The sequence below is a fragment of the Luteimonas fraxinea genome, from assembly GCF_021233355.1.
Taxonomy (GTDB): Bacteria; Pseudomonadota; Gammaproteobacteria; order Xanthomonadales; family Xanthomonadaceae; genus Luteimonas; species Luteimonas fraxinea.
Genome location: NZ_CP089507.1, coordinates 2,695,735 through 2,708,897, shown reverse-complemented (window position 1 = coordinate 2,708,897; position 13,163 = coordinate 2,695,735). Strand labels below are relative to the sequence as shown.

9 protein-coding genes are annotated in these 13,163 nt (G+C 68.0%); 3 read left to right on the top strand and 6 right to left on the bottom strand.

Features of this window, described 5'->3' with window-relative positions; genetic code table 11:
• Positions 1-221: 221 nt before the first annotated feature.
• Genes LU699_RS12180 through LU699_RS12165 form a run of 4 tightly spaced genes read right to left on the bottom strand, consistent with a single transcriptional unit; the run spans position 222 to position 3,898 of the window.
• Complete coding sequence (locus LU699_RS12180) at positions 222-1,505, bottom strand: TRAP transporter large permease (RefSeq protein ID WP_232137867.1); 1,284 nt, start codon at positions 1,503-1,505, stop codon at positions 222-224.
• A 1-nt stretch (position 1,506) separates the two neighbouring features.
• Entirely contained in the window at positions 1,507-2,025 is a 519-nt protein-coding gene (locus LU699_RS12175) for a TRAP transporter small permease (RefSeq protein WP_232137869.1), read from the bottom strand.
• A gap of 29 nt (positions 2,026-2,054) precedes the next feature.
• Entirely contained in the window at positions 2,055-3,047 is a 993-nt protein-coding gene (locus LU699_RS12170; RefSeq protein WP_232137871.1) for a TRAP transporter substrate-binding protein, read from the bottom strand.
• Positions 3,044-3,898 (bottom strand): 2-keto-4-pentenoate hydratase, encoded by an 855-nt coding sequence (locus LU699_RS12165; protein ID WP_425491142.1) that lies wholly within the window; start codon positions 3,896-3,898, stop codon positions 3,044-3,046. Before LU699_RS12165 ends, LU699_RS12170 begins: the two co-directional genes overlap by 4 nt.
• Positions 3,899-4,039: 141 nt before the next feature.
• Between LU699_RS12165 and LU699_RS12160 the strand changes: the two genes are divergently transcribed.
• From LU699_RS12160 to LU699_RS12150, 3 genes are all read left to right on the top strand, one after another.
• On the top strand, positions 4,040-4,996 hold the full coding sequence (locus tag LU699_RS12160) for an alpha/beta hydrolase (RefSeq protein ID WP_425491143.1): 957 nt from the start codon (positions 4,040-4,042) through the stop codon (positions 4,994-4,996).
• Positions 4,989-6,593, top strand: a complete 1,605-nt coding sequence (locus LU699_RS12155; RefSeq protein ID WP_232137874.1) for a carboxylesterase/lipase family protein — start codon at positions 4,989-4,991, stop codon at positions 6,591-6,593. The genes LU699_RS12160 and LU699_RS12155 overlap by 8 nt, the downstream gene beginning before the upstream one ends.
• 103 nt (positions 6,594-6,696) lie before the next feature.
• Positions 6,697-7,578 (top strand): rhamnogalacturonan acetylesterase, encoded by an 882-nt coding sequence (locus tag LU699_RS12150; RefSeq protein ID WP_232137876.1) that lies wholly within the window; start codon positions 6,697-6,699, stop codon positions 7,576-7,578.
• Positions 7,579-7,613: 35 nt separating this feature from the next.
• Here LU699_RS12150 and LU699_RS12145 read toward each other — a convergent pair whose 3' ends face one another.
• Together LU699_RS12145 and LU699_RS12140 are read right to left on the bottom strand one after the other, a co-directional pair.
• Entirely contained in the window at positions 7,614-9,344 is a 1,731-nt protein-coding gene (locus tag LU699_RS12145) for a glycoside hydrolase family 43 protein (protein WP_232137878.1), read from the bottom strand.
• The gene (locus LU699_RS12140; RefSeq protein ID WP_232137880.1) at positions 9,344-13,159 is read right to left on the bottom strand and encodes a LamG domain-containing protein; all 3,816 of its coding nucleotides are present in this window, start codon (positions 13,157-13,159) and stop codon (positions 9,344-9,346) included. Before LU699_RS12140 ends, LU699_RS12145 begins: the two co-directional genes overlap by 1 nt.
• Between the last annotated feature and the right edge of the window lie 4 nt (positions 13,160-13,163).

The following is a 13,163-nucleotide window of genomic DNA, read 5'->3' as shown; positions in this document are numbered from 1 at the left end:
GCTTTACGGCTTTCGATTGAAAATCAAGAGCTGAAAGCAACAGCAACAGCAACGGCCGAAGCCCAAGCAAGAAACCAGCAAGATCAGAATGATGACCAGCACTACGCGCTGTCGAAGAAGCGTGTCCCGCATGCGCGGGAATGACGGCGGTGGAACACACCCCATCAAAAGAAACGGCCCCGCAAGCGGGGCCGTTTCGTCAATCCATCACCAACCGCCAATCAGGCCCGCAACACCCCCGGCAACCACAACGACAGCTCCGGAAACAGCGCCACGATCAACAACACCCCCAGACCCGCAAGCCAGAACGGCCAGATCGTGCGCATGCTCTCGCCGACGGTGATCTTGCCGATCGCCGTGCCGATGAACAGCACCGAGCCCACCGGTGGGGTCACCAGGCCGAGACCGCCGGTCAGCACCAGCACCAGACCGAAGTGGATCGGATCAATGCCGTAGGCACGGGCGACGGGCAGGAAGATCGGGGTGCAGATCAGGATCAGCGGGGCCAGATCCATGAAGGTGCCGAGCAATAGCAGCACCACGATGATCATCAGCAGCACCGCGAGCTTGCTGTGCGCGAAGGACTGCAGGAAGTCGACCGCGGCCGAGGGCACCTGCAGATACGCAAGCAGCCAACCAAACACCGAGGCCGTCGCGATCACGAACAGGATCACGCCAGTGCTGCGCGCCGCGTGGACAATCGTGTCCTTGAACTCGCGCAGCTTGAGCTGGCGGTACAGCACGATCGTCACCAGCAGTGCGTAGACCACGGCGATGGCCGCGCTCTCGACCGCGGTGAAGATGCCGGCGCGGATACCGATGAAGATCAGGGCGACCAGACCCAGCCCCGGCAGCGCCGACACCAGACGCAACAGTACCGCGCGCCAGCCCGGAAAGATCTCAACGCCGTAACCGCGGTGCCGGGCGACGAAGTAACCGGTCACCATCAGTGCCGCGGTCATCAAAAGCGCGGGCATGATGCCGGCCGCGAAGAGGTCGGCGATCGACAGGCCACCACCGGCCGCTGCGGTGTAGAGGATCAGGTTGTGCGACGGCGGCACCAGCAGTGCGACCAGCGCGGCGGTGATGCTGACGTTGACCGCGAAGTCGCGGTCGTAGCCGCGCTTGACCATCTGCGGAATCATCGTGCCACCGACCGCGGAGACGTCGGCGATCGCCGAACCCGAGACGCCGCCGAAGAACAGCGACGACAGGATCGATACCTGGCCCAGACCACCGCGCATGCGGCCGACCAGCGAAGAGGCCAGTGCGATCAGGCGTTCCGAGATGCCGCCGCGCATCATGATTTCGCCGGCGAAGATGAAGAGCGGAATCGCGATCAGTGAAGCGGTGCCCGTACCAGCGGAGATCTGCTGCACCAGCACGATCGACGGCAGGTCGAGATACAGCAGCGTCGCCAGTGCGGCCGCGGCGAGCGCGAACGCCACCGGGACGCCGAGGATCAGCAGCAGTGCGAAGACGATGAAGAGAAGCGCGATCGCCATGTCAGAGGCCCTCCCCGGCCGGCGCGGCGCGCAGCACGCCCACGAATTGGTTGAGAGCGAACACCACCATCAGCGCACCACCCACCGAAAGCGGCAGGTAGTTGATGCTCTGCGGCAGCGACGCGCCGGCAGCCTTGATGTGCAGACCGTCGAACAGCAGCACCGCGCCCCAGTACGCGATGACCGCGCCGATCGCGACGATCACCAGCGGGATCAGCAGATCCACCAGCTTGCGGATCGCCGGGCGCATGTAGTCCTGCAGCAGGAAGAAGCCGAAATGGCGCTTCGTGTGCACGCCGGCGGCGGCACCGAAACTCATGGCGGTGGCCAGCAGCAACAGGGTCACCGGCTCGGTCCAGCTGGGCGAATCATTGATCACATAGCGGGCGAACACCTGCCAGCCCTGCACGATCACCAGCCCGAACAGGGCGGTGGCGGCAACGGCGATGACGGCATCGGCCAGGCGATCGAGCGCGCTTTTCGGCGCATCTTCGGGCGCGAGGGTCGTGTCTTCGGACATCGTGGATTCCCGTGTCGGATTCAGTCGAATCAGGCGAGGTCGCGGATGCGACGGTAGAGGGCCTGCAGTTCCGGCTGCTGCAGGTAGCGGTCGCGAATCGGTTGCGCCGCGGTGAGGAACGCGTCCATGTCGACATCGTTGAACTCGATGCCGTAATCGGCGACCTGCTGGCGCGCTGCGCCTTCGGACTCGTCCCACATCTTGCGCATCACCGGCACCGACGCACGTGCAGTGTCGATCAGCAGATCGCGATCGCCCGGACGCAATGCATCCAGCGAGCGGCGCGAGATCAGCAGGATGTCGGGCGCATACGAATGCTCGCTCTGCGACCAGTAATGCGCGGCCTCGAAATGACGGCTGGAATGGAAGCTGCGCATGTTGTTCTCGGCGCCGTCGATCATGTGTGTCTCCATGCCGGAGAACGTATCGCCCAGTGACATCGGCGTCGGGTTCGCACCGAGCAGACGCACCAGGTCGATGAACATGTCCGACGAGGCAACACGCAGCTTCAACCCGTGCAGATCCTTCGGCGTGACGATCGGATGGCGCGTGTTGTAGAAGCAGCGCGCGCCGCTGTCGTAGACGGCCATGCCGACGAGATCCCGCGTGCCGAAGCCGTCGAGCACGGTCTGCGCCACGCCGCTGTCGAGCGCGTGGCGCATGTGCGCGACGGAATCGAATGCATACGGCAGGCACAGTGCGGTGGTCAGCGGAAACGCGTTATTGAGCGCACCGGCATAGACGCGCGTCATGTCGATCGCGCCGAAGCGCGCCATGTCGATCGCCTCCGACTCGCGGCCCAGCTGGCCCGAGTGGTACTGGCGCAGACGCACGCGACCGTTGGTCTCGCGGTCCATCGTTTCGCCGATCCACTTCACCGCGTTGACGGTGGGGTAATCGGCGACGTGGACGTCGGTGGCGGTCAGGACCGTGTTCGCCTCGTCGGCGCGCGACACGGACGGGATCAACGGCGCGGCGCAGGCCGCACCGAGTCCGGCGAGGAATGCGCGCCGTGTCGTCATGCCGCGCCCTCCTCCGACTGCGGTGCCGCGGCGCGCGCCGTCAGCACCATCTCGCCGTGACCGGCGAACACCACGCGGGCGCGCTGGCCCGGCAGGATGTCGTGGATGCCGGTGGCATTGCCGGTCGCGATCAGTTCGCCCGCCTTGAGCGGACGGCCGCGACGCGCCGAGCGCGACAGTGCGAAGGCGAACGCCGCGCGCAGACCGCCGGGCAGCGTGGTCGCACCGCCGGTGCCGACGCGCGTGTCGTCGATCCAGCTCTCCGCGCTCAGCGTGGTTTCGTCGAGCGAGGTCCAGTCCGGAATCTCGCCGCCGACGACCAGACCGTTGTTGTTGCCGAAGTCCGACACCACGACGCGCGGGCCGAGCTGGTTGATCGTGGCCAGCGGGCTGCTGGCGACTTCCAGGCCGATGAACAGCGTCGCCGGCAGAGCAGCCGCCTCGTCGGGCGTCCAGTCGATCTTGTCCACCGGTGCGTCAGCGTCGAGACGCAGCACGAATTCGGCTTCGATCGCGCCGAAACCGCCTGCGAAGACATGGAACTCCGTGGCCTCGCCGGCCTGCTGCAGACGGTTGCGGAACACCGGTCCCAGCAGACGCTCGTCACCGGAGGCATCGCGCTTTTCCGGTGCGATGTAGCCGACCTTCCAGCCGACCAGGGTGTCGGGCCACTGCGCGATTGCAGCGTCCTGCACCGCGTATGCGGCAACGAGATCATCGGGGATGTCACCGGGGAAGCCGGGCAGCGACTGCCCGTTCCGGCGTGCGTCGAGGAAGGCGTCGACGATGCCGCGGGTGGCGTCGCTCGGCGTCGGATTCGACGTCGACGGATGCGCGGAGGCGTTGTTCAAGCGGGTTGCTCCTGGCCTGGGTCCGTTTGCTGCACCGCAGATCGCGGTGCCTGGGGGTGTCTTGTATGGTAAACCGGTGTCATCTTCAATGTGCACTGCGGCAAAAACACGAAGACGCGGTTGGAAGAGAGGGCGGTTGCGATGCGGAAACGTGGATTTACAGCGCTTTTGAGCGTTTTACTGCTCGCGCTGCCTGCAGTCGTTCATGCTGCACTCGCACGCGACGATGCGGTGCCGACGATCGTTTTGTGGGACACCGCAGAGGACGCGCCAACTAGACGCATCACCGAGCGCAGCGACGATCCCGCGTTGCCCGATCGCATCATCGAAGACGTCCGCGCACCCTATCTCGCCGTGTACGCGCCGCAGCGCCCGAACGGCACCGCGCTGCTGGTCACGCCCGGCGGCGGCTATGCGCGCGTCGTCCTCGACAAGGAGGGCACGGCGCTGGTGCCGGCGTTCGTGGACGCGGCCGGCATCACCCTGTTCGTGTTGCGCTATCGGCTGCCGGATCGCACGCATGCCGAAGGCGCGGATGCGCCGCTGGCCGATGCACAACGCGCGATGCGTCTGATCCGTGCGCATGCATCCGACTACGGCATCGATCCGGCGCGCGTCGGCGTCATGGGCTTTTCCGCAGGCGGGCACGTCGCCGCGCGTCTCGCCACAACGCCGGATGCGGTCTACGCCGCTACGGACGCGGCGGATACGCAATCGTTCCGGCCCGACTTCGCCCTGCTCGTCTATCCGGTGATCTCGATGCATGCACCGGTGGCGCATGCCGGCTCCCGCGCGCGTGTCCTCACCGCGGGCGACACGCCCGAAGCGATCGCGCTCGACCGCTATTCGCCCGATCTGCACGTCGACAGCCGCACGCCGCCGCTGTTCCTGCTGCATGCGCAGGACGACGATGTCGTGCCGGTCGGCAATGCCCTGGCGATGCACGCCGCCGCGCTGCGCGCGGGCGTGCCGACCTCGCTGCACGTGTTCCCGCATGGCGGACATGGCTTCGGCACGCGCGGCGCCACGGGCGCCCTCGCCCGCTGGCCACAGCTCGCCATCGACTGGATCCAGGAACAGACCCGACACCATGACTGACATCCCGACCGATCCCGGCCGCCGCCACTGGTTGGGCGTCGGCGCCGGCGTCGCAGCGTTGTCCGCGCTGCCCGGCGCATTTGCCGCCACATCACCCCACACTACGGTCGCGCGCGTGCGCAGCGGCCGGATCGGCGGCAGCGTCGAGAACGGCGTGCATGTCTTCCGCGGCGTGCCCTATGGCGCCGACACGGCGACGCGCCGCTGGCAGCCGGCGCTGCAGGAAACCGCCTGGCGCGGCGTGCGCGATGCGTTCGACTACGGGCCGTCCGCCCCGCAGCGTGGCAGCGATGGACCCGGCAGCGAGGACTGTCTGCGCCTCAATATCTGGACGCCGGCCTTGCGCGATGGCGCGAAGCGCCCCGTGCTGGTCTACATCCACGGCGGCGCGTTCAACACCGGATCGGGCAGCGATCCGCTCTATGACGGCGGCGCGCTGTCGCGCCGCGGCGATGTCGTGGTGATCACGATCAATCACCGGCTCAACGCGTTCGGCTATCTGCATCTGCGCGATCTCGGCGATGCGTCGTTCGCGTATGCCGGCAACGTCGGCCAGCTCGATCTGGTGCAGGCGCTGGAATGGGTCCGCGCGCATGCGGCCGAGTTCGGCGGCGACGCCGGCAACGTCACCGTGTTCGGCCAGTCCGGCGGCGGCGCGAAGATCGCGACGCTGATGGCGATGCCGGCCGCGCGCGGCCTGTTCCATCGCGCATGGACGATGAGCGGCCAGCAGGTCACCGCCGCAGGACCGCGCGCCGCCACGCAACGCGCACAGATCTTTCTGGATGCGCTGGGCATCGCACCCGGCGAACTCGACCGGCTGCGCACGCTGCCGATGCAGGCGCTGCTCGATGCGCAGCGCGCGCGCGATCCCTCGCGTGTCGAGGACAGCGCGCTGTATTTCGGCCCGGTCGTCGACACCGTGCATCTGCCGCGCCATCCGTTCTGGCCGGATGCGCCGCCGCAGTCGGCCGGCATCCCGATGGTCATCGGCAACACGCGCGACGAAACGCGCGCCTTCCTCGGCAACGATCCGGACAACTTCGCGCTGACCTGGGATGCGTTGCCGGCGAAGCTGCGCACGCAGCAGTTCGTCGATCTCGATCCTGCGGTCGTCGTCGCCGAGTACCGGCGGCTGTATCCGGATTACACGCCGTCGGAGGTGTTCTTCGCCGCGACGACGGCCGGACGCTCGTGGCGTGGCGCCGTCGAGGAACTGGAAGTACGCGCCGCGCAAGGCACCAACACCTGGGCCTACCAGCTCGACTGGTATCCGCGCACCGGGGAAGGAAAGCGCCTGCGCGCATTCCACACGCTTGACATTCCGCTGGTGTTCGGCAACACCGACGTGGCCGGCGCGAAGACCGGCGACACCGATGAAGCGCGCACCGTGGCTGCGGCATTGCGCGACGCCCTGCTGGCTTTCGCACGCAGCGGCGATCCCAACCACGCCGGCATGCCGGCCTGGGCGCCGTACTCGATGGCGTCGCGCGAGACGATGGTGTTCGATGCGGCGCCGCGCCTCGAAGACGACCCGCGCGGCGGCGAGCGCCGGCTCTACCAGCAGGCGCCGTTCGTGCAACGCGGCACCCAGTAACCGCGACTTCGGCCTGTGTGTGTCCGCACTGGATGCGGCAGACGCGCCGGCTGATGCCGCGACACGGACCGTCGCCCTCCACTCCCTGCCTGGAACCGTGTTGATGCGTCGATATCTTGCTACCGCCCTCGCCTGCGCTGTGCTCGCGCCGTGGTCCGCGATCGCGGCCGATGACCCCTTGCGGCCGCCGGTGACGCCGATCCGTGCCAGCAAGATCGTGCTGGTCGGCGATTCCACGACCGCCGTACAGGGCGGCTGGGGCGGTGCGTTCTGCGATCGTCATGTCGCCTCGTTTCTCGCCTGCACCAACCTCGCCCGCGGCGGCCGCAGCACCTACAACTACCGCGCCGAAGGCTCGTGGGAGATCGCGTTGCACGAGATGCGCGCCGGGCCCTTCGATGCGGTCTATGTGCTGGTGCAGTTCGGCCACAACGACCAGCCGGGCAAGCCGGGCCGCTCGACCGATCTGGCGACCGAGTACCCGGACAACCTGCGCCGCTATGTCGCCGAGATCCGCGCCGCCGGTGCGCATCCGGTGCTGGTCACGCCGTTGACGCGGCGCCAGTTCGAAAACGGCAAGCTGCTCGACGATCTCGCGCCCTGGGCCGAGGCAACGCGCACGGTCGCACGCGAACTCGATGTCTCGCTGGTCGACCTGCACGCACGCAGCCGGGCGCTGGTGCAGGGCATGGGGCCGGTGCTGGCGATGCGCACAGCGCAACGTCCTGCGGCGCCCGAACAGGTCGTGGCCGCGCAGGCGGGGACGACGATCGGTGCGCCGCCGTCCGCTGCGCCTGTGGCGACTTCAGCATCACCCTCACCAGCCATCGCCCAGGACAACGCCGCCACGGAACCGATGGGCCAGGCCAAGCTCGCGTTCGACTACACGCATCTCGGCCCGGAAGGCGCCGCGCTGTTCGCGGCAATCGTTGCCGACGAACTCGCGCAGCAGGTGCCGGCGCTGCGACGCAACCTGATTCTCTGAGCGGACGCGGGTCGAAACGACGCGCGCCGCTTGCCTCAGCGCACGCGGAAGTCGTCGAAGTCCGCGTAGCCGACGCGCGTCGCAGTGAACGCCGGCGTGCCGGCCGGACTCTGCGCGAACAGGCCCAGCTGCGCGCCCACCCATCGACCCGGCAGCACAGTCACCGGTTCGCCGAGCGTGATCCAGGTGTCGCCGTCGAGGCTGTAGTGGAACTGGGCGCGTGCGTGATACGCGCGTTCCATCGACGGCCAGTAGCGCGTGGGATCCGCCGGCGGCGCGACGGCGACTTCGACCGGCGCCACATCGACACGCAGGTGGACCGGCCCGTCGATCGCGACGTCGGCAGTCACGCTGCGCGCATCGCCCTGCCCGGCCGCGTCCTCGCGCGTGACCTGCACGAGACGCGTGCCGTCCGCCGTGTGCTCGAGTCCGATCCAGCCGTAGGCAGCACCGAACAGCGTGAGCCCCGCGCGCTCGCCGACCGCGACCGGTGCGAACTCCAGCGTCGTCGTCGCACTGAAGGTCATGCCCGGCAGCTTCTGCGACAGCACGTGGCCGGCTTCCCACAGGTTGTCCGGCGACGACGCCGACTTCAGCCGCAGCACGCCCTTGGCGGATGCGTCATGCCAGTCGGCCGCCGGATTCGATTGCCACTGCCAGCCGATGTGGAAGCCGTCATCGAAACTGTCGTCGACGACCGGCGCAATCGCAGGCTGCGGCGGCAATGCGGGCTTTGCATGCGTCAGCACCGGCTGCCCGCGGTGCATGCCCGGCTGCGGCGTGCCGATCAGCGGCCAGCCGTCGGCGTTCCAGGTCATCGGCTGCAGATGCACGCGGCGCCCGTACGCATCCGCATCCGAGAAATGCACGAACCAGTGTTCGCCCTGCGGCGTGTCGACCCAGCCGCCCTGATGCGGACCGTTGACCGGCGTGTCGCCCTGGTCGAGCACGTTACGCGCTTCGTACGGCCCGGCGATGTCGCGCGAACGGAACACGCCCTGCCAGCCGCCCTTGACGCCACCGGCCGGCGTGAACAGCCAGTACCAGCCGTCGCGCTTGTAGAGTTTGCCGCCCTCGATGACGACCCAAGTTTTGGGCCCGTCCGAGGTCTCGACCTGCGCCAGCGTGTCGCCGTCGACGATGATGCGTTCCTCGCCGACCGCGCGCGTGCCGCTGTCGTCGAGCTGTTTGAGCGCGACGAGATTGATCTTGCCCGAGCGCGATTTCGCGTACGAGTAGACGATCCAGCCCTGGCCGTCGTCGTCCCAAAAGGGCGCCGGATCGATCGCGCCGCCGGGATTGTCGACGAGGATCGGATCGCTCCACGGACCGGCCGGATCTTTGGCGGTCACGGTGTAGATGCCGAAATCCGGATCGCCCCAGAAGATGCGGAACAGGCCGTCGTGATGGCGGATCGCCGGCGCCCACACCCCGCCACCGCGACGCGGCACGTCGTGGTGCGCCTGCGGCAGACGGGTCAGCGCATGGCCGACCAGCGTCCAGTTCACCAGATCACGCGAATGCAGCACCGGCAGGCCGGGCACGTTCGCGAAGCTGGACGCGGTGAGGTAGTAGTCCTCGCCGACCCGGACGATATCCGGATCGGAGTAGTCGCCGGCCAGGATCGGATTGGCGTAGGTGCCGTTTCCCTGATCCGGCATCCACATGCCCGGCGCCATCGGCGGCTGCGCGATGGCCGGTGCCGTGCAGGCACCCGCGATCGCGACCGCCAGCAGCGCGGCCCGGAGACCGCGATGCGCCGGCATCAATGCACCTCGGCGATGTTGTTGAGTCGCGTCACTTCCTCGCCGTCACCCGGCAGCGCGATGCGCACGCGGCCACCGCGCGGATCGACGCCGGCCGCGTGTTCCAGACGCAGCGTCGCGTTGCGCGGCTGCAGGTCACGCGGCGCTTCGAGTGCGGGAATGTCTGCACGCGCAAGCTCGCGGCCCCGCGCGTCCTCCAGGATCGCGACGCCGCCCGGCGCATCGGCATGGCCGAGGCTATGCACGGTCACCTCGACCGCACCGTCGACCACGCGCACGTCGCCGCGACCGATGCCGATGTCGGCGCGCATCTCGACCGGCGTGCCGGCTTCGATCAGCTCGAACTCGAACACCTGGGTCTGGCCGGACGCGAACGACAGGTCCACCGATGCGCTCGACTCCAGCAGCACCTCGCGCGTCTGCGCGCGGCCGTCGATGGTCTCGTCGCCGTTGCGGTCCACACCGCTGGTGATGCGCCAGCGGCCGGGCGCGACGTTCCAGCCGGTCATCGCCGCGTTCGCGGTGCGCGCGCCGGTGTTGTGCGCGATCACCTTGAACGCCTCGCGCGATGGCGCCGACACCAGCAGTGCGACAGTTTCCGCCTGCGCGTCGTCGGCGAAGCGCCAGCTCACCGTGTGACCGGGATACGTGGTGTTGCGACGCAGGGCCAGACCACCGAGGCGGGCACGCTGCAGGAACTCGCTCGGCGCATCGACACGGTCCGACCACCAGTGGCCTTCGGTGTTCATGTATTCGCGCATCGCCTTGGCCTGGATGCCATCGGCATGCAGGGCTTCGAGATACGCCTTGTTGCCGGTCTGCTGCCAGGCGAACACGCTCTGCACGCCGGTGTCGCCCTTGTCGGCCGACTGCTGCAGACGCGTGCCCCAGTCCTCGCGCTTGCCGAGCACGTCGACGTAGTTCTCGGCCAGGTTCGACAGGCCCGCCGGACCACTGCGGTCCACGCGGTACTGCAGCGGCTGCAGGTACTTTTCGTCACCGGTCCAGCGCCACGCGGCCCAGTACAGGTGCATGGTGTCGGCGCCGCCGGAACCGTCGAACAGATCGCCACCGCGGCGCTCGCCGGTTGCCCAGTTGATCTCGTTGGGCAATTGCCAGGCGCCCTTCTGGTCGGTGTAGGCGTGGGCGAGATAGCCATCGGCCAGGCCGGTGATCATCGCGCGGCTGGTCGGGTCGGCATTGAACACACCGAGCAGGAACGCCGGATGCAGCACCGGGAACGAGTACGGCTTCTGCCACTGCCAGCGCGGCTCGCGGTAGACCTTGTTGCCGCCGAACCAGTTGCTCGAGAACAGCACGTGGGCCTGCGGATTGCGCAGCACGATCTTCTCGTCGAGATCGCGCACGGTTTCCATCAGGCGCGTCGTGGTCAGCGGGTCGCCCCAGTTGAGCAGGTACATCGCGCTGTTGGTGTTGATGCCTTCCTCGTAGGCATGCAGCTCGTCGGTCTCGATCGTCGACAGGCCACCGGCGAACATGTCGTTCGCGTAGGCCGCATCGGCCAGTGCGGTGATCGAAGCATTGATCTTGTCCGGGATCACGCCCATCAGCGCCAGACCCGGCCACTGCTGCGACAGATCGCTGTCGTCGGAAATGCCGCCACCGAAATCGCCGAACTCGACCTGGCGCTCGTCGATCCACCACTCGATGAAGTGGCGCACGGCCTTGAGGTCTTCCAGTTGGCGGAACGCCCACAGCGGCACGCCGGCCGGCGCCTGCGGCTGCTCGAACGGCGGCAGGCCCTGGCTGTTGTAGCTCATGTAGTTCCAGTAGCGCCGGCCCAGTTCGTGGCCCGGATCCACCCGCAGCAGATCGCTGATGTCCGCGAACGCGCGCGCATACAGACGCTGACGCTTCGACGTCGTGTGCTCCTCGACCAGGAAGCCCCAGTTGTCGCGCACCTGGTTGAAGCGATCAGTGACGTGCTCGGCGATCGCCTCTTCGCGCGGCTTGTAGACCATGCGCACTTCGGCGCCGTCGAGCGCGGCCGCATCGAATCCCGGTGCGGCCGAGGCGATGCTGATCCACAGGCTGTCCTGGGTCAGGATGCGGTCGCGCATGTCCAGCCATAGCGTGCGCTTCTCGCCCGGTGTCACCGAGACCGACACGTCGATCATGTCGCGCGCCGGCCAGATCGGATCCTTGATGCGGATGTTGAGCGGGATCGCGTCTGCGCCGTCCACGCTGTGCGTCGCCGGCAGCTTCAATGCGGGAATGTCGATGGCGATGCCGTCGAGCCCGTCGTACATGTTCTCCCAGCTGTGCGCCCAGCTGCGGATCAACGGCTGCGCGGCCGGCGCGTTGCCGATGCCCGACGGAATCAGCACGTGCACGATCGGCTGCTTGGCCTCGCGCACCGGCGGCGTGGTTCGTTCGCGGAAGGCCGCGCGACCCGGCAGCGCCAGCACCATGCTGCGTTCTTCGGGGGCGTAACGACCTTCGATGAAGGCGCGCAGGTCGGCGAGGTTGGTGTAGTCGATCTCGGCATTGCTGCGGATCGTGTACGCCTGCTTCACCGAGCCTTCGGGCTCGGCGGCATCGCTGACGTGGTAGGCCCAGATCTCCTGGATCGGGGTTTCCTGCGCGGTGTTGGCGAAGCGCAGATGACCGCCCTGCCGGGTCTCGAAGTCATCCAAGCTGCGCACTGTGCCCTGATGGCGCGAGAACAGCGGCTGCTGCGTGTCGGCATCGGCGCCGTAGGTCGCTTCGCCATACGCGGCGCCGCGTAGTTCGATGCGGTTGAAGGGTTCATCAGGCAGGGTCAGATCCAGCGCCTTGCCGCCGTCGACATAAGTGTTCCAGTCGGGCAACTGGAAGTAGTCGTCGCGCCCGCGCAGTCGCGAGCGGTTGTAGACGCCCGGCCACGTCGTCTCGGCGATGCCGTCGGTGGCCTTCCACATCCACAGCTTCAGGTCCTTGGTGTCGGCGAACTCGACCTTGCGGATCGTCGTCACCGGCGCGTCGAGCACCGGCGGCGCGGCGCCGTCCGCCCAGCCGTGGCGGAACAGCCACGCGGCATGGCGATCATTCGGCGCCACGGCAGCGGTCGGCGCGCGGAAACCGCGCACGGCCTGCACACCGCTGGCGTCGAGCATGCGGTCGTGCACGCGGATGTCGTCGAAATCGCTGCCACGCAGGAAGTTGTAGCGGCTCTGCACCTGGTGCGGCGCGAGGATGCGCGCGGCCAGACCGAACTGGTCCAGCCCGGCGTCGTAGTCGAAGCCGGCCTGCGCATTCGCCGGGCGGTCTTCGCGCGCCACCTCGCGGCCGTCGACGTACAGGCGCACGCCGATGGTCTCGTCCCAAGCAAACGCCACATGCGTCCACGCATCGGCGGCGGGCGCGGCATCCATCTTGAACGAGACGCGCGTGCGCGCCAGGTTGGCGTCGGTCACGAAGGCGTCGAAGCCTTCGCCGTTCCAGTCGATGCGCAGCCAGGCCATGTCCCAGCTGGAGTGGTCGGCATAGCCGACGCGGAAGATCACGAACGGCGCCTCGCCGACGGGATCACGCGAGCGCCAGAAGAAGCTCAGCGTGCCGCGTGCGGCGTCGATGTTGCCGGGTGCGTTCCACGACAGCACGCCGTCGTCGTCCCATTCGATCGCACGGCCGCGCACGCCGTCATCGACCAGGCGCACCTTGTCCTTGAAGTTCGGCACCGGATCGCCGGCCGCGGTATCGGCGACGAAATCCTGGTCGGCCGACACGTGGAACAGCAGGCGGGGCGTATCGTCCGCATGGACGGCGGCGGACAGGCCCAGGGCACAGGCGACGGCCAGGATTCGCTTCGACATCTGG